This is a genomic window from Fructilactobacillus sp. X3R2C1, from assembly GCF_059901235.1.
This window is the reverse complement of sequence record NZ_JBWXVA010000005.1, coordinates 68,988-85,296: the sequence shown is the minus strand read 5'-3', so window position 1 is coordinate 85,296 and position 16,309 is coordinate 68,988. Positions and strand designations below refer to the sequence as shown.

Sequence of the window (16,309 nt, the reverse complement as noted above, 5' to 3'; positions counted from 1 at the left end):
AATTAACCGGTAAATAATCCCAAATAAAAAAGCATGAATGAACATGCTTTATGAGAAATTCTTATCTGTACTAAACATTGAACTCTTGTTATGGTATTGCATTGACATTATCAACCCAATCCCTATCATGTTACCAATTAAGGCAGAACCTCCCTGGCTAACAAATGGGAGCGGAATTCCAGTCATTGGCAGCAACCCAATGCTCATTCCAATGTTTTCAAAAACATGGAATAAAATCATCATAATAACTCCACTAGAAATATAGGCATAGAAAACATTCTTAGTTTCAAAAGTAACTTTGATCATTTCATAAATCAATAAGAAATAAAGAAGAATCAATAATACCCCACCAATGAATCCAAAGTTCTCTCCCATCACGGAAAAGATCATATCAGACTCACGAACAGGAACGTAAACTTTGGAAACATTGAATCCCGTTCCAGTAAGACCTCCTGATCCAACTGCTTTCATACTTTGCCATAGTTGAAATCCTTGGTTACTCGTATCTGACTCAGGATGCAACCAAGTATCAATTCGAGCAAATTGATAAGACTTAAAGCCAAAATGACCAAGTAACATCCGACCCTCTTTAGTAATGGCAAGTGTCAGTGCAATGGCACCAAGACCACCTGTAACACCAAAGATTGGCGCCAGTATTTTCCACGTAACCCCGGATACAATCATCATCCCGGCCAGGATGGCAATGAACACAATGGTAGTTCCAAAGTCATTTTGCAACTTTAGTAAAATCACAATTGGAATCGTCCATAGAATCATTTTACCAAGTAACGCCCAATCACTTCGAGTTTCATGAATTGGATGTTCATTATTGTGAGAAGCAATGACTTTAGCCAACATCAAAATATACGCAGGTTTCATGATTTCAGATGGTTGAAATGTCAGTGGCCCTAACTGAAACCAACTTTTAGCACCAGTTTGTGCCGCATAGGAACGACTATACAAGAACAAAACAGCAACTAAAAGAAAGATCCCAAACCAATACGCATAAGGTGCTAATTTCCATAACTGTTCGGAATCAAATTGCATAATCACAACGATGGCAATTGCACCAATTGCGTACCACACTAATTGTGAAACAACCGCCTTTACGACACTTGTTTGACTTGTATCATGACTGGCAGCTACAAAGATCGACCCTATGCCCACCAAAGCAAGCATCAGTACACAAAAAATGATTCCCCAATCGATTCGATTCTCGTCTGTACTTTCCGACCTATTAAACACGATTAGAACTCCTTTTTTTCATAAATCATACTTATCTTTGGTGCAAATTATACTCTCTTATTACCTCAGCAACAGCATCTTCTTCGCTGTTTTCATGGAAAGTTTTGTCACCAACCACACAAATTGACTTCCCGTTCTTTTCTTCAATGGTGCCCACGGTATGACCGCCAATTTGCACCAATTTCAGCGCGTTTTCTTCTGGATCATCAATAATATTAACACCAATTCGTTTTTCTTTTCGAGCCACGCTTAAAAACCTCCTAGAATAAAAAATAGTTGATAAAATCAACTATTTTAGCTTCATTGAGCGACGATAATCTTCCTCAGCTTTTTTATTTCTTCCCAATGAAAACTTCTTGGGAACTGGATCGTATCCACCCTTAACCAGTGGATTACACCTCAAAATTCGTGTAACCCCCATCAGTGTCCCTTTCAATGCTCCGAAGCGATTGATCGCTTCGAGCGTATAATGCGAACAGGTTGGTGAGTACCGACAACTAGGCGGAAACAATGGTGAAATAAAACGCTGGTAAAACTTAATTAAAGATATAAATATTCGTTTCAATTTTTTTCTCAATTATTTTCTACTGAAAAATCCACGACTCTTTTTATTGCTACTCATATGCTCAAGCATTTCACCAGCACCTTTTGCAACATTGTCTAAAGGATCTTCAGAAATATAAACCGGAACCGTTAACGCATTTGAAATTACAGTATCAATGTCTTTAAGAAGTGCACCACCACCGGTTAACATTACTCCTCGATCAATAATATCAGCTGAAATTTCTGGTGGAATTGTCTCTAAGACTGCCTTTGCACCTGACACAATGGAGTTAATTGAACCACTAATAGCTCTCGCAACTTCCTGACTAGTAATGGTTACCGATTTAGGCATCCCACTAACTGAGTCACGACCTCTAACCTCCATCTCTTTAACATCTTGGGTGGAAACGTCTGCCGTTCCAATCTGCATTTTAATTCGTTCAGCGGTGTGTTCACCGATAATAAGGTTATGTTCTTGTTTCAAGAAGTTAACGATATCAACGTTCATCACATCTCCAGCAATTTTAAGTGATTTACTGGCTACGATATCACCGAGTGAAAGAACCGCAATATCTGAGGTTCCACCACCCATATCGATTACCATGCTACCATGAGGCTGGTAGATATCCATACCAGCACCTACGGCAGCTACTTTAGGCTCTTCTTCAATGAAAACTTCGCCACCAGCTGCGCGTTCCGCTGCTTGGATAATTGCTTTTCGTTCAATGTTAGTGATGTTTGTAGGAGCACAGATCATCGTCTGTGGTTTAGAAACAACGCCCTTAACGCTTAATTTACTGATAAAATACGAAAGCATTTCTTGAGTAATATCAAAATCAGAAATAACTCCGTCTTTTAAAGGTCTAATGGCTTTAATGTTTCCAGGAGTTCTACCTACCATTTGGTAAGCTTCAGAACCGACCGCCAATACCTTATTTGTTTTAGTATCAACGGCAACTACAGATGGTTCATTAAGAACAATACCCTTCCCCGTAACGTATATAAGAACGTTAGCAGTTCCTAAGTCAATCCCAATATCTTGTGCCATAAAAATACTTCCTTCCGTAACATCGTTTAACTAAATTATAGCATATCCAGAATAGCAAAAGAGAATTATCACATACGAAATTATCTAAATTTTTCTAACGATCAAGTTAGTCATTAGCAATTGCGTCGCTTTCTTTAATTGGGATTCGCTCAACTTCTGCGCCAAGTTTTTGCAGTTTCTTGTGAAATTCGTAGTAGCCACGATCAAGATACTTCAGATTAGTAACTTCCGTATAACCATCAGCAACTAGACCAGCTAAAATCAAGGCAGCTGCGGCTCTAAGATCAGTCGCAGCAACTTTAGCGCCCTCAAAATGGGTTGGTCCATACATGGTGACCGTTTCGCCATTAATGTCGAACTTAGCACCCATTCTGCGTAATTCTTCCATGTGCATAAACCGATTTTCAAAAACAGTTTCCGTTAGCTTGCTGACACCATCGGCCCTTAACTGCAATACTGTCATTTGAGGCTGCATGTCAGTAGGAAAGCCTGGATATGGGGCAGTCTTAACGTTAACTGGTTTTAATTTTGCGGGTCCAATGACACGAACACCATCGCGTTCTTGTTCAACTTTAACCCCCATCTGTTTCATTTTGGAAATTAATGGTAAGTTATGTTCGGTAATCCCGTTTTCAATTAAAAGATTTCCTTCAGTAAGCGCTGCGGCAACCATAAAAGTCCCAGCTTCAATTCGATCTTGAACCACTTCATGACTAGCACCATGAACACTTGGTACTCCGGTAATTGTAATCGTATCAGTGCCTGCTCCAGAAACTTTTGCTCCCATTTTGTTCAATACTTTTTGTAAGTCAACAATCTCAGGTTCACGGGCAACGTTTTGAATCTTGGTAGTTCCCTTTGCAAGGGTAGCGGCCATCATTACATTTTGAGTAGCACCAACACTTGGAAAATCGAAATAAATATCGGTTCCAGTAAGTCCGTTAGGAGCAGATGCTTCTACGTAACCATCATGTTGTTCAATGTGAGCACCTAAGGCTTCAAAGCCACGTAAATGTAAGTCAATGGGACGACTTCCAATTGCACATCCCCCTGGTAAAGCAACTTTTGCTTGACCTAAGCGAGCTAAAAGTGGACCCATCACAACAATTGAGGCTCTCATTTTTGAAACATATTCGTACGGAGCTTCTGGTGAAATTTGCCCAGAAGCATCCACTGTAATTTTATTTTTACTTTTATCAAAATCAACTCGAATGCCCAAATGTTTTAAAACTTCATTCATAGTAAACACATCGGACAACATGGGACAGTTGGTTAAAACAGTCTCGCCATCACTTGCAAGAATAGTAGCAGCTAGAATCGGTAAAACGGCATTTTTTGCACCCTCAATGTGAACTCGACCATTAAGTTTGTTTCCGCCATGCACAACAATTTTTTCCATGGTACTCTCTCCTATTACGTATTATTTAAATAGTACTGTTAAATTTTTTAAGTTATCAATGAATGACATAAAGAACGAACTGCATATAAAACCAATTACGATCGAAAGGAGGACAATCAAGACCTTCCCCTGTCGTTCTTGAATTGGTAAAAACCGTTCAAAGTGAATTCCTTGTATAGACCAAAAAGCTAATGCAATAAAGAATAGCTGGCTAATTATTGTTATTAAAGATTCAACTCCAAATGGATTCATTACGCGATACTCCTAATATTCATTCTTACTATATACTATCATAAAATCATTCAATTGTCGTAAATCGGAGGTCCATGTAAAAAATTGTAACAAAAAAGAGGAACTAAAAAGTTCCTCTTTTTTAATTAATGTTGTGCAACATTAATTCTATTAACAGCTCTTTGTAAAGCAACTTGTGCACGTTTCAATGCATCCGTATCGTTCTTAGATTGAGCATCTTTAATCTTCTGTTCTGCACGCTCTCGGGCATGAGTAGCTCTCGATACATCAATGTCACCTTTACGTTCAGCACTATCAGCAACGATGGTTAAAGTATTATTGGAAAATTCGGCAAATCCACCATTGACCGCAACGGTATCCATGTCATTTCCGTTAAACTTAAACCTCGTTTCACCAATTTTTAAAGAAGCAATCACTGGAACATGGTTAGCTAAAATTCCAAGGTCACCCATCATGGTTTCAATGATAGCCATGGTGACTTGATCATTGGAATAAACCTCGCCATCAGGAGTAACGATACTAACGGTTAATACTGACGATTTATTATCAGCCAATTAGATCAGCCTCCTATTTGCTTTGACTTGCTTTTTGTTCTTTCAGTTTGTTGTAGTTTGCAACGACATCATCAATTCCACCACAGTTTCTGAAACAGTCTTCAGGAATATCATCGTACTTACCTTCAAGGATTCCCTTGAATCCGGCGATAGTATCCTTAACGGGTACATACTTACCTGGAAGACCCGTAAACTGTTCGGCAACGGTGAAACTTTGTGATAAGAAGAATTGAATACGACGAGCACGACCAACAATCGTCTTTTCTTCGTCGGATAATTCATCCATTCCTAGAATTGAAATGATATCTTGTAATTCACGATATCGCTGAAGAACGTGTTGAACTTGACTTGCAACGTCAAAGTGTTCTTGTCCAACGATTTCTGGAGAAAGGGCAGATGATGTTGATGCCAATGGATCAACTGCAGGATAAATACCTTGTTGCGTTAATGAACGCTCAAGGTTAGTGGTAGCATCCAAATGGGCAAACGTTGTTGCAGGAGCAGGATCGGTATAATCATCGGCTGGAACGTAAACAGCTTGAATTGAAGTGATCGCACCCTTTTTAGTTGATGTGATTCGTTCTTGAAGTTGTCCCATTTCAGTAGCTAGAGTAGGCTGATAACCTACGGCTGATGGAATACGTCCTAACAGAGCTGAAACTTCCGTACCAGCTTGGGTAAATCTAAAGATGTTATCAATGAATAAAAGAACATCATCACCTTCAGCATCTCTAAAGTACTCAGCAAGTGTAAGACCCGTCAATGCCACACGCATACGAGCACCAGGTGGCTCATTCATCTGACCATACACCATGGCAGTATGCTTTAACACACCCGATCCTTTCATTTCAAAGTACATATCATTACCTTCACGGGTTCTTTCACCAACACCAGTGAAAACGGAAATACCGTTATGACCCTGAGCAATGTTATGAATTAATTCTTGAATCAAAACGGTCTTACCAACACCGGCACCACCGAATAATCCAACTTTACCTCCACGAATATATGGAGCTAATAAATCAATAACTTTAATTCCAGTTTCAAGAACTTCAGTCGATGGGTTTAACTCATCGTACTTAGGTGGTTGTCTGTGAATGGCCCATCTCGTTTGATCAGGACCAAATTCTGGTCCACCATCAATTGGCTGACCTAAAACATTAAATACTCGACCTAGAGTATCATTACCTACTGGTACTTCAATTGGAGCACCAGTATTTTCAACATCCATCCCACGACGTAAACCATCGGTTCCGTCCATAGCGATGGTACGTACCACTCCGTCACCTAACTCAAGAGCAACTTCAACAACTAATTGCTTGTTGTCACCCTTTTTAACGTTCAAAGCAGTATTAATTTCTGGTAAATCACCGTCTAGGGGAAATTTAACATCAACAACTGGCCCGATAACTTGTTGTACTTTACCAGTAGTATTCATTATGCTTTAATTCCTCCCATCTATTAATGGTTCAATGCTTCTTGACCACCAGTAATTTCTGTAATTTCAGTAGTGATAGCTGCCTGTCGTGCCCGGTTATACTTGAGTTCAAGTGATGAAATCAAATCATCGGCATTATCAGTGGCTGATTTCATTGCAGTTGAACTGGAAGCATGTTCAGCTGTCTTGGCATCCAAGATTGCTCCATACATTAAACTTTCAGCATATTGAGGAATTACAACACCAAGCACAGCCTTAGCGGATGGCTCAATATCATAATCTTCAATCAAGTTTTTAACTTTGACATCAGATCCAGCTTGACCACTATTCTTATCATCCATAGATGATTGAATTGACTCTTTATCCATGGGAAGAAGCTTTTCAGCCCTAAAATCAGAGGAAATTCGGTTAACGAAGTGATTATAACAAATGTACAAATCAGTATAAATTCCATCATTATACATGGAGGTAATGGCCTTAACGATCCCTTGAACTTCGGTATAAGTGGGAACATCTGAAACGGTACGATTTTCGTATGCAACGTTTGCTCCACGCTTCTTATAGAAGTCTGCACCATTACCACCAATTGCTAAAATCATATAATCATCAGTATTTGGAGTGTGCTTTTCAATAAACTCATTGGTACCTCTGATTACATTACTATTGTAGCTTCCAACCATTCCACGATCAGATGAAATTACAATATAGGCGGTCTTTTTCTTAGCATTTTTTGAATCTTGACTTGAAGGTTTATTATCCTCTAACAAATCGGACTGAGCCAGATGAGCGATTACAGACTTAACCTTAGATACATACTGATTATAGTTCTCTGTATGTGCCTGAATTCTGTTCAACTTAACCGTTGAAACCATCTGCATCGCCTCGGTAATCTGACGTGTACTCTTGGTCGATGCGATTCTGTGCTTTACATCATTCATCGATTCAGCCATTAGTTGTTATCCTCCCTTCAAGTTAATTACTATTAACTATACTGTCACCTTTAGCTGAAGGCTTAAAGGTGCTTGCAAATTCTTGGATTGCACTGTTTAGCTTCTTTTCATCTGGAAGATCACCAGTTTTCTTAATGCTTTCAAGTAGGTCAGGATAATTTGTATCAAAGAATTTGAAGATCTCATCCTGGAATCTTAAAACATCATCAACGGCAATTTTATCTAGGTAGCCATGAGTTAAGCAATACAAGATCAAAACTTGTTTTTCAACTGGTAGTGGCGAATGAAGTGGTTGCTTTAAGACTTCCACCGTTCTAGATCCACGATCCAGCTTAGCTTTAGTAGCTTCATCAAGATCAGAACCGAATTGAGCAAACGATTCAAGTTCATGATATGAAGCAAGATCCAAACGTAATGTACCAGCAACCTTTTTCATTGCCTTAATTTGGGCATCTCCACCAACACGAGAAACTGAAGTACCAGCATCAACAGCTGGACGGTCTCCAGAATAGAACATGTCAGAGTTTAAGAAGATCTGACCATCAGTAATCGAAATTACGTTGGTTGGAATATAAGCGGAAACATCCCCTGCTTGCGTCTCAACAATTGGAAGAGCGGTCATCGAACCGCCGCCCATCTTGTCACTCAACTTAGCAGCACGTTCAAGTAAACGTGAGTGGGTGTAGAAAATATCACCAGGATAAGCTTCACGGCCAGGTGGACGTCTCAAAATTAAGGAAAGTTCACGATAAGCATTAGCTTGTTTCGTTAAGTCATCGAAAACAATCAAAACATCTTTACCCTTGTCCATGAAATACTCACCCATGGTTGCACCAGCATATGGTGCAATGTAAAGCAAGGGAGCAGGTTCAGATGGACCAGCTGACATGACGATTGTATAATCCATTGCACCGTACTTTTGGAGGGTGTTTACTTGTTGTCTAACAGTTGAATCTTTTTGTCCAATTGAAACGTAGATACAAATCATATCTTGATCTTTTTGGTTCAAGATTGTATCAATCGCAATTGAAGTCTTACCAGTCTTTCGATCACCAATGATCAACTCACGTTGACCTCTACCAATTGGAACCAAAGCATCAATTGATTTGATACCAGTTTGTAGTGGTTGTTTAACACTTTGACGTTGCATGATTCCAGGTGCTTTTTTCTCAATTGGAGCAGTTTGATCGGTCTTGATCTCACCTTTACCATCAATTGGTTGGCCTAATGAGTTCACAACTCGTCCAACCATATTGTCTCCAACAGGAACTTCCATGATTCTTCCGGTTCTTTTAACACTGTCACCTTCACGAATACCTGTAAAGTCACCTAAAACAACGATACCAACTTCGTTGCTTTCGAGGTTTTGCACCATTCCATAAACACCATTTTGGAACTCCAGTAATTCACCGGATAAAGCATTATCTAGACCATATGCACGAGCAACACCGTCACCAACATAGGTAACGACACCAGTCTCGTCGACGTTAAGTTCGTCTTTGTAGCCATCTAATTGTTTTTTAATTAGGGCACTAATTTCTTCAGCCTTAATGCTCATAAAAGTTTCACCTCTTCAATATAGATATCTTATCGACTAAGAGAGCAAATTCCGTACTTCTTTAATTTTAGTACGAACACTTCCGTCGTAAACAACGTTATCTGACGACAAAATCGCACCGCCAATAATACTACTGTCTACTTTCGCAGATAAGTCAACTGTTTTAGCACCAACCCTTTTGGCAAATGTCTTGGTTAACTTGTCTTTCTCTTCGTCATTCATTGGAACTGCTGTAACTACGCTAGCACGCACGATTCCTTGCTTCTTATCATATAATTTGCCAAATTCATCAATAATCGCGACCATATCATTAATACGCCCATAGTCATAGACCATCTTTACAAAATTCTTGACGTACTGAGAAGTTGCGCCATCAATCAAAGAATTAATGATCGAATCTTTTTGCTTAAGATCAAGTACAGGCCCTGCTAATGCGATAGATAAACCAGGGTCACTTTGAAAAATGTCTTTAATCGCCATTAAATCAGCGTTCCCAGTTTCTAACTCATCATGTTCTTCTAGTACTTGAAAGAGCGCATTAGAATATCTTTTGGCAAGCGTAACCTTATCTAGACTCATTTGGATTACCTAGCCCTTCAATATAAGAATCGATTAATGCTTTTTGATCATCAGCATTTAAGTTCTTTTTAATGATTTTGGAAGCAATCTCAATAGATAAATCTGCCACATCATCTTTAGTACTTGCTAAAGCGTCTTCACGTTCTTGTTCGATATCTTTATGAGCTTTATCCTTTAAGGTTTTAGCATCATCTTGAGCATCGGAAATAATTGTGTCGCGACGTTTTTGACCAGCTTGTTCAGCATCACTAACGATTTTGGTTGCTTCGTCATGCGAGTTTTGTAATGCATCGGCACGTTCTTTGGCTAACTTAGCAGCATCGTTACGTGATTGTTCAGCAGAATCAATATCGTTGGCAATTTTAGTTGCACGATCTTGCATCATCTTTGTGACGGGTTTCCATGCGAAAATCTTAACAATCCACATCAAGAGTAAGAACAAGATGGCATAAAACAGCATATCACCAACATTGAATCCAGCCGCAATAACTAAATGTGTATACATCTATTGACACCTCCTTTTTCTAAACTAAGAAAATGTTTTCTCTATTTGTTCATAACCAAGAAGGCAACAACAAAGGCCAAGATGGGCATAACTTCAACTAAGGCAACACCAATGAACATATTAGTTCTAAGTGTTCCTGATAATTCTGGTTGGCGTGCCATACCTTCAAGCATCTTGGAAATAATTAAACCGTCACCAATTCCGGCACCAATAGCGGCACCACACATTGCGATTCCAGCAGCAATAGCTCCCATAATATAATCCTCCTATTTTCTTATTCCTCAATTGATAATTTTTGAGAAACATATACAGATGATAATGTTACAAATACATAGGCTTGAATACAGCCAATAAACACTGAGAATCCTTGCCATGCTAACTCAAGTGGGGCAGCGACTGGAATCAGCCACAATCCATTTGAAAATGCTAAATTAGCAATTATCCCGGCCAACAATTCACCAGCAAAGATATTCCCATAAACACGAATTCCAAGTGTTAAGAAGTTCGTAAGCTCCTCAAGCAGGTTGATCGGTAGGAACAAGAAGACAGGTTGTAAGAATCCCTTAAAGTGTCCCTTATAACCTAGTTTCTCAACACCACAATACATAGCAAATGTCAGAGACATTAATGAGAACGTCAAAGCGACGATTGGATCGGCCGTAGGACTCTTGACATAGACAATATTACCTACCTGAATATGCAAGAACAAACCAAGTAAGTTAGCTATTAAGATGAAATAGAATAGCGTAAATGCCCATAGTCCATAATTCTTAGGCGCATCATTACCAATCGTTGACTTTATAATTCCATTTGTAAAATCAATCATGTACTCCAATAAATTCTGTTTCCCCTTTGGTTTCAACTGCAGGTTTCTCGAGCAGACGAATATAAAAGCGAACAAAACAACAGCCACAATCACACCAGAAATCATATTGCTGACGTTGAAAGTAAGACCTAAAAATTGAAAAGTACGAGTTGGCTCCACAGATATCACCTCTTTTCGCAACTATTATCACTCGCAATAAAAAACGTGCCATAAAAAGTAGTTGAATAATTGCGATTCTATATTCAAACAAGTCAAAAGCTCACTTATTCAAATCTGATGAAATAATACCACCATTTCAGGCAAATTTCAAAGCTATAAAGCACCAAAAATTCTAATTTTATAGTCTTTATAACAATTACTTCACAATTGAAATTGGTAAAACTTAAACCCGGCCTTTACGTAAAGCAATCTAACAAAAAAGTGGGAGTTCACTAACTCTCACTTAAAATTATTATTTCTATTTTGTTCCAAACAAACGGTCACCAGCATCTCCCAACCCAGGAACGATGTAACCATGATCAAGATGATCGTCAAGTGCAGCGGCATAAATGTCAACTTCTGGTTCAGCTTTTTGAACCGCTTTAACTCCCTCAGGAGCGGCAACTAGACAAACAAACTTAATGTTCTTGGGATTAGCGCCGTGTTTCTTTAATGCATCGAGCGCCATGATTGCAGATCCACCCGTAGCAAGCATTGGATCAACAACGAAGATCTGCCTCTCACCAATATCACTTGGCAACTTTAAAAAGTATTCGTGGGGCTGAAAGGTTTTTTCATCACGATACATCCCGATATGACCAACTTTGGCTGTAGGAATTAGATCAAGTACCCCATCTACCATTCCAATTCCAGCCCTCAGAATTGGCACAACAGCAACTTTTTTACCAGCTAATTTCTTAGCGTGCGCAGTTCCTTCAGGTGTCTCAACTTCAACGTCTTTAAGTGGCATATCACGAGCAACTTCAAAAACCATCAAACTAGCAATTTCATTAACGACTTCTCTAAACTCACGTGTCCCACAATTCTTATCTCTAATAATGCTTAATTTATGTTGGATCAACGGATGATCCATTACGTGAAACTCGCCCATAACGCACTCTCCTCTTCGTATTATATTTATACCTATTATAACACAAGGAATACCAAAAAATTTCTAGCTCCTTATCGTGTAATTGGGTTTTCTTTACACAATTTGGATACGTCACTCTTGATTTGAGCCAAAACATCGGGTTGATCGTAATTGTCAATGGCTTTAATAATTAAATCAGCAACTTTCTTTGAATCATTCTCATCAAACCCTCTTGAAGTGATCGCGGGAGTCCCAATTCGTAGTCCACTAGTTAAAGTTGGTTTCAACTTTTCATTTGGAATTGCTTCCTTGTTAGTGGTAATCATTAATGAATCCAACATGTCTTGAGCTTGTTTACCATTTAAACCGGTATCGGTCAGATCAACGGTCATTAAATGATTATCAGTTCCACCAGAAACTACTCGTAAATGTTCGGAATTATTGAACTCGTCAGCCATGGCATTCGCATTTTTAAGAATTTGCTTGGAATAAGTAACAAAATCGGGCTGTAAATCTTCATGAAAGGCAACCGCCTTAGCAGCAATTACTTGTTCTAAAGGACCACCTTGGGTCCCAGGAAAAACGGCTGATTTAATCTTTTTGGCGTACTTATTTTGGCTTAAAATCATTCCACCACGAGGACCACGCAAGGTTTTATGAGTCGTAGTTGTCACTACATCGGCAATTCCTACTGGACTAGGATGTAATCCGGTTGCAACCAGACCAGCAATGTGAGCCATATCTACCATTAAGTAGGCTCCCACACTATCAGCAATCTCTCTAAATTTCTGCCAATCAATGATTCGACTATAGGCAGATGCACCAGCTACGATAATTTGCGGTTTTACTTCCTCTGCAATTGTTTGAATATGATCGTAATCAAGTTGCTCAGTCTCTGGATTAACGCCATAAGTGAACGACTGATAAATCTTACCAGAAAAGTTGACCTTAGCACCATGTGACAAGTGTCCACCGGCATTTAGGTCCATTCCAAGGATCTTATCTCCCGGCTTTAAGAAAGCGGCATATGAAGCCTGATTAGCTTGAGAGCCGGAATGAGGTTGCACGTTTACATACTCAGCACCAAATAACTTTTTTGCTCGTTCAATGGCCAACGTCTCCACTTTATCAACATACTCACAGCCACCGTAATAACGATGACCAGGATAACCTTCCGCATATTTATTGGTTAAAACGGAGCCCTGGGCGGCTCGGACACCCTTTGAGGCAATGTTCTCGGATGCAATCAACTCAATTGTGTCCTCTTGACGCTTTTTTTCACCGTGAATGGCATCCCAAAGTTCAGGATCCATCTTTTCATACTCTTTGTCTGACATGATATCTACCTCATTTCACTATTTGAATTAAGTATACTATTCAAAGTGCTTTTGTCCTGCGGATTTGTTTAAGCGGTTCATGTAAGCCTCCCCTAATTCAATTGGGGTAAATCCCTGTGTCAAAATATTGTCAACGCCATCTTCTAAATCAAATTGACGAAGTCCGGCAAATAGTAAGTGACTGGCCGTATTAATATCACTTCCAAGACTGTAAATTTCTGCATTGTTTGGCCAGTCAACTGCATCAATTACATCGTCAGTTGCCATAACTCCCACAGTCCCATCTTGTTTTTTAATCCAATCAGCCGCTCGCTTCCAGTCATCTTTATGGTCAACAATTTGAACCTGAGCATCTGGGGCATAATGACGGTACTTCATTCCAGGAGCCTTTGGAACCTGATCCGCACTAACATGATGAACGGCATCGTCAACTGGGCCTACGACTTTTTCAATCTGGTCAACGGTAACTGCACCAGGACGCAAGATTGCTGGCTTCCCCGTTGACATATCAATAACTGTCGATTCAACCCCAAAGTCAGTAGCACCGTCGTCTAAAATCCCCGCAATTTTACCATTTAAATCATGATAAACGTGCTTTGCAAGGGTAGGACTGGGTTTGCCAGACGTATTTGCTGATGGACCTACTAACGGAACACCAGCGCTCCTAATCAAATTTAGCGTTGACTGCTTATTAGGATTTCGAAAAGCAGCGGTATCAAGTCCACCAGTAACTTCTTTAGCAAGTGCACCCTTTTTTAACTTTAAGATGATTGTCAATGGACCAGGCCAAAACGTTTTCATTAATTTTTTGACGTCTTCGTCTAACGGTTGAGCATACTTTTCAACCGTCTCAACATCAGCAACATGAACGATTAATGGGTTATCACTTGGACGCCCCTTAGCCTTATAAACCTTTTTAACTGCTGAGACATTAGTAGCATCAGCTCCCAGTCCGTAAACTGTTTCGGTTGGAAAAGAAACGAGGTTCCCCTTCTTAAGTTCTTCTGCGGCCGCATCAATCTGATCCGGCGTAAATATCTTTGTATCCATTTTCAAAATTCTCCTTTATTTCATTTTAATCATTCGATCACGCATTGCCATGTCCTTTCGGAGACTAACCGATCGCCCTTTATTATTATTCATCAAAATCTTTTGAACCGGATCTCCCTGTCTAAAACCAATCTCTAAATAAAGAGAGCCATCCCTCTCTAAATGAGCATCAACATCACGCGAAATTCTCTGATAGATTGAAAGTCCATCATTATCAGCAAATAAAGCCTGACGTGGTTCATATTTTAAGACACTTTCATCCATATACTTAATCTCATTTTGACCCACATATGGTGGATTAGAGACAATCAGGTCAAATTTTTGTTCACTAAAAGCGCCAAATAGGTCACTCTGAACAAAATTAATTTCGGTGTGATTTGACGTTGCATTTTTTTGAGCAATTTTTAATGCATTAAGTGAAATATCAGAACCAGTTACTTTCCAACTTGGGCGTTGCTTTTTTAATGAAACCGCAATGGCGCCACTACCAGTTCCAACATCCAATACGTTAATAGGATGATCATCGTAATCATTTAAGATCCACTCCACTAATTCTTCCGTTTCAGGCCTTGGAATCAAAACACTGGGATTAACTTGAAACGTGTATCCATAAAAATTGGCAGTTCCAATTACATATTGCAGTGGCTCATGATTTAGAACCCGTTCTATCATTTCAATAAATTTAGCTTCCTGATCACCAGACAAATTAAACCGATAATTCATCAGCAAATCCGTCAAATTCCATCCCATCAAAGACCTCATCACCTGGCGTCCTTGATCAGGATCCAAATTTTCTTGCTCCAGACGCAAAGAAGCCCATTTAAGGGCTTCAAAAACAGTTGCATTATTTCTAAGCTTCTGAGTCATTCAATTTCTCCAACTTTTTAGCTTGATCAGAAACAATTAATGCATCAATGATGTCATCTAAGTCACCATCCATGATTTTGTCTAACTTGTTCAAGGTTAATCCAATTCGATGGTCAGTAACTCGATTTTGAGGATAGTTATAAGTCCGGATTCGTTCAGAACGGTCACCCGTTCCAATGGCATCTTTCCGTTTCTCATCGTACTCATTCTGTTCTTTTTGTTTGTAGTAGTCATAGACACGCGCTTTTAAAACCCGCATTGCCTTAGCACGGTTCTGTTGTTGAGAACGTTCATCTTGCATTGCAACCACAATCCCAGTTGGGAGGTGGGTCATTCGGACGGCTGATGAAGTTTTGTTAATATGTTGACCACCAGCACCAGAGGAGCGATAGACATCCGTTCGAATATCGCCTGGATCAATGTCAATGTCCACATCTTCTTCCTCAGGCATTACACCAACGGTAGCTGTGGAAGTGTGAACTCGTCCAGCCGATTCTGTCGAAGGAATTCGTTGTACTCGATGAGCACCATTTTCGTACTTTAACTTGGAATAGACTTTATCACCAGTGATCATTAAAACAATCTCTTTAAAACCACCAACTTCAGTATCAGTTTCATCGATCACTTCAATTTTCCATCCCTGACGTTCGGCATACTTGGTGTACATGTTATATAAGTCAGCCGCAAACAAACTGGCTTCATCTCCACCAGCTGCTCCACGAATTTCCATGATAATATTTTTCTCGTCATTAGGATCCTTTGGAATCAACAACAACTTCATTTGATCTTCAAGTTGTGTTTTCTGATCCTTTAAATCACTAATCTCGGATTTGACCATGTCTTCCATTTCGCTATCAAGTTTTTCTCTTAACATGGTCTCATCATCATCTAATTGTTTACTAATCTTTTTATACTTATTGTAAGTTTCAACCGTTTCTCTGAGACTGCCCTCTTCTTTTGAGAGTTTCATGAATTTTTGGGTGTCAGCAATCACTTCTGGATCACTGATTAGTTCGTTTAATTCATCATATCTGTCAGAAACGGATTGTAATTTATCAAAAATTTTATCCATATCGGCTTCAGCCATTC

At 39.4% G+C, this 16,309-nt stretch carries 19 protein-coding genes; all 19 read right to left on the bottom strand.

Annotated elements, in window-relative coordinates:
* Positions 1–48 precede the first annotated feature (48 nt).
* The 19 genes from AC6UDB_RS06005 to prfA all read right to left on the bottom strand — a co-directional run bounded on the left by AC6UDB_RS06005 (position 49) and on the right by prfA (position 16,292).
* Positions 49–1,245 carry an FtsW/RodA/SpoVE family cell cycle protein gene (locus tag AC6UDB_RS06005; protein ID WP_500694362.1) on the bottom strand — a complete coding sequence of 399 codons (1,197 nt, stop codon included), beginning with the start codon at positions 1,243–1,245 and terminating at the stop codon, positions 49–51.
* A 31-nt stretch (positions 1,246–1,276) separates the two neighbouring features.
* Entirely contained in the window at positions 1,277–1,492 is a 216-nt protein-coding gene (locus AC6UDB_RS06000; RefSeq protein WP_500696062.1) for a DUF2969 family protein, read from the bottom strand.
* A 42-nt stretch (positions 1,493–1,534) separates the two neighbouring features.
* Entirely contained in the window at positions 1,535–1,810 is a 276-nt protein-coding gene (yidD, locus tag AC6UDB_RS05995; RefSeq protein WP_500696061.1) for a membrane protein insertion efficiency factor YidD, read from the bottom strand.
* Between the two features lie 12 nt (positions 1,811–1,822).
* Positions 1,823–2,836, bottom strand: a complete 1,014-nt coding sequence (locus tag AC6UDB_RS05990; RefSeq protein WP_500694359.1) for a rod shape-determining protein — start codon at positions 2,834–2,836, stop codon at positions 1,823–1,825.
* Positions 2,837–2,942: 106 nt separating this feature from the next.
* Entirely contained in the window at positions 2,943–4,235 is a 1,293-nt protein-coding gene (gene murA, locus AC6UDB_RS05985) for a UDP-N-acetylglucosamine 1-carboxyvinyltransferase (protein ID WP_500709436.1), read from the bottom strand.
* A 21-nt stretch (positions 4,236–4,256) separates the two neighbouring features.
* Complete coding sequence (locus AC6UDB_RS05980) at positions 4,257–4,487, bottom strand: DUF1146 family protein (RefSeq protein WP_500694357.1); 231 nt, start codon at positions 4,485–4,487, stop codon at positions 4,257–4,259.
* Positions 4,488–4,612: 125 nt separating this feature from the next.
* Positions 4,613–5,041 (bottom strand): F0F1 ATP synthase subunit epsilon, encoded by a 429-nt coding sequence (locus tag AC6UDB_RS05975; RefSeq protein ID WP_500694356.1) that lies wholly within the window; start codon positions 5,039–5,041, stop codon positions 4,613–4,615.
* A 13-nt stretch (positions 5,042–5,054) separates the two neighbouring features.
* Positions 5,055–6,479 carry a F0F1 ATP synthase subunit beta gene (gene atpD, locus AC6UDB_RS05970; protein WP_500701338.1) on the bottom strand — a complete coding sequence of 475 codons (1,425 nt, stop codon included), beginning with the start codon at positions 6,477–6,479 and terminating at the stop codon, positions 5,055–5,057.
* A gap of 23 nt (positions 6,480–6,502) precedes the next feature.
* On the bottom strand, positions 6,503–7,429 hold the full coding sequence (locus AC6UDB_RS05965) for a F0F1 ATP synthase subunit gamma (RefSeq protein WP_500707360.1): 927 nt from the start codon (positions 7,427–7,429) through the stop codon (positions 6,503–6,505).
* A 22-nt stretch (positions 7,430–7,451) separates the two neighbouring features.
* Complete coding sequence (gene atpA, locus AC6UDB_RS05960; protein ID WP_500694353.1) at positions 7,452–8,987, bottom strand: F0F1 ATP synthase subunit alpha; 1,536 nt, start codon at positions 8,985–8,987, stop codon at positions 7,452–7,454.
* Between the two features lie 36 nt (positions 8,988–9,023).
* Positions 9,024–9,566 carry an ATP synthase F1 subunit delta gene (gene atpH / locus AC6UDB_RS05955; protein ID WP_500694352.1) on the bottom strand — a complete coding sequence of 181 codons (543 nt, stop codon included), beginning with the start codon at positions 9,564–9,566 and terminating at the stop codon, positions 9,024–9,026.
* The gene (atpF, locus tag AC6UDB_RS05950; RefSeq protein ID WP_500694351.1) at positions 9,553–10,071 is read right to left on the bottom strand and encodes a F0F1 ATP synthase subunit B; all 519 of its coding nucleotides are present in this window, start codon (positions 10,069–10,071) and stop codon (positions 9,553–9,555) included. Before atpF ends, atpH begins: the two co-directional genes overlap by 14 nt.
* Before the next feature lie 41 nt (positions 10,072–10,112).
* Complete coding sequence (gene atpE / locus AC6UDB_RS05945; protein ID WP_010021947.1) at positions 10,113–10,325, bottom strand: F0F1 ATP synthase subunit C; 213 nt, start codon at positions 10,323–10,325, stop codon at positions 10,113–10,115.
* Between the two features lie 20 nt (positions 10,326–10,345).
* A complete protein-coding gene (gene atpB, locus AC6UDB_RS05940; RefSeq protein WP_500694350.1) occupies positions 10,346–11,056 on the bottom strand; it encodes a F0F1 ATP synthase subunit A in 711 nt (236 codons plus the stop codon).
* 298 nt (positions 11,057–11,354) lie between these two features.
* Positions 11,355–11,987, bottom strand: a complete 633-nt coding sequence (gene upp / locus AC6UDB_RS05935) for a uracil phosphoribosyltransferase (protein ID WP_500694349.1) — start codon at positions 11,985–11,987, stop codon at positions 11,355–11,357.
* A gap of 71 nt (positions 11,988–12,058) precedes the next feature.
* The gene (gene glyA, locus AC6UDB_RS05930; RefSeq protein ID WP_500699807.1) at positions 12,059–13,303 is read right to left on the bottom strand and encodes a serine hydroxymethyltransferase; all 1,245 of its coding nucleotides are present in this window, start codon (positions 13,301–13,303) and stop codon (positions 12,059–12,061) included.
* A 36-nt stretch (positions 13,304–13,339) separates the two neighbouring features.
* Positions 13,340–14,353 carry an L-threonylcarbamoyladenylate synthase gene (locus AC6UDB_RS05925; protein WP_500709434.1) on the bottom strand — a complete coding sequence of 338 codons (1,014 nt, stop codon included), beginning with the start codon at positions 14,351–14,353 and terminating at the stop codon, positions 13,340–13,342.
* A 15-nt stretch (positions 14,354–14,368) separates the two neighbouring features.
* Positions 14,369–15,220: a peptide chain release factor N(5)-glutamine methyltransferase gene (gene prmC, locus AC6UDB_RS05920; protein ID WP_500709433.1), complete on the bottom strand. Its 852-nt coding sequence runs from the start codon at positions 15,218–15,220 to the stop codon at positions 14,369–14,371.
* Positions 15,204–16,292 (bottom strand): peptide chain release factor 1, encoded by a 1,089-nt coding sequence (gene prfA, locus AC6UDB_RS05915; protein WP_500694425.1) that lies wholly within the window; start codon positions 16,290–16,292, stop codon positions 15,204–15,206. Before prfA ends, prmC begins: the two co-directional genes overlap by 17 nt.
* Positions 16,293–16,309: the final 17 nt, after the last annotated feature.

Coding starts and splice junctions, on each gene's coding strand:
- AC6UDB_RS05990 (WP_500694359.1), bottom strand. CDS start 2,836: ATGGCACAAGATATTGGGATTGACTTAGGAACTGCTAACGTTCTTATA.
- AC6UDB_RS05965 (WP_500707360.1), bottom strand. CDS start 7,429: ATGGCTGAATCGATGAATGATGTAAAGCACAGAATCGCATCGACCAAG.
- atpH (WP_500694352.1), bottom strand. CDS start 9,566: ATGAGTCTAGATAAGGTTACGCTTGCCAAAAGATATTCTAATGCGCTC.
- atpE (WP_010021947.1), bottom strand. CDS start 10,325: ATGGGAGCTATTGCTGCTGGAATCGCAATGTGTGGTGCCGCTATTGGT.
- atpD (WP_500701338.1), bottom strand. CDS start 6,479: ATGAATACTACTGGTAAAGTACAACAAGTTATCGGGCCAGTTGTTGAT.
- AC6UDB_RS05925 (WP_500709434.1), bottom strand. CDS start 14,353: ATGGATACAAAGATATTTACGCCGGATCAGATTGATGCGGCCGCAGAA.
- glyA (WP_500699807.1), bottom strand. CDS start 13,303: ATGTCAGACAAAGAGTATGAAAAGATGGATCCTGAACTTTGGGATGCC.
- upp (WP_500694349.1), bottom strand. CDS start 11,987: ATGGGCGAGTTTCACGTAATGGATCATCCGTTGATCCAACATAAATTA.
- atpA (WP_500694353.1), bottom strand. CDS start 8,987: ATGAGCATTAAGGCTGAAGAAATTAGTGCCCTAATTAAAAAACAATTA.
- prmC (WP_500709433.1), bottom strand. CDS start 15,220: ATGACTCAGAAGCTTAGAAATAATGCAACTGTTTTTGAAGCCCTTAAA.
- prfA (WP_500694425.1), bottom strand. CDS start 16,292: ATGGATAAAATTTTTGATAAATTACAATCCGTTTCTGACAGATATGAT.
- atpF (WP_500694351.1), bottom strand. CDS start 10,071: ATGTATACACATTTAGTTATTGCGGCTGGATTCAATGTTGGTGATATG.
- murA (WP_500709436.1), bottom strand. CDS start 4,235: ATGGAAAAAATTGTTGTGCATGGCGGAAACAAACTTAATGGTCGAGTT.
- AC6UDB_RS05980 (WP_500694357.1), bottom strand. CDS start 4,487: ATGAATCCATTTGGAGTTGAATCTTTAATAACAATAATTAGCCAGCTA.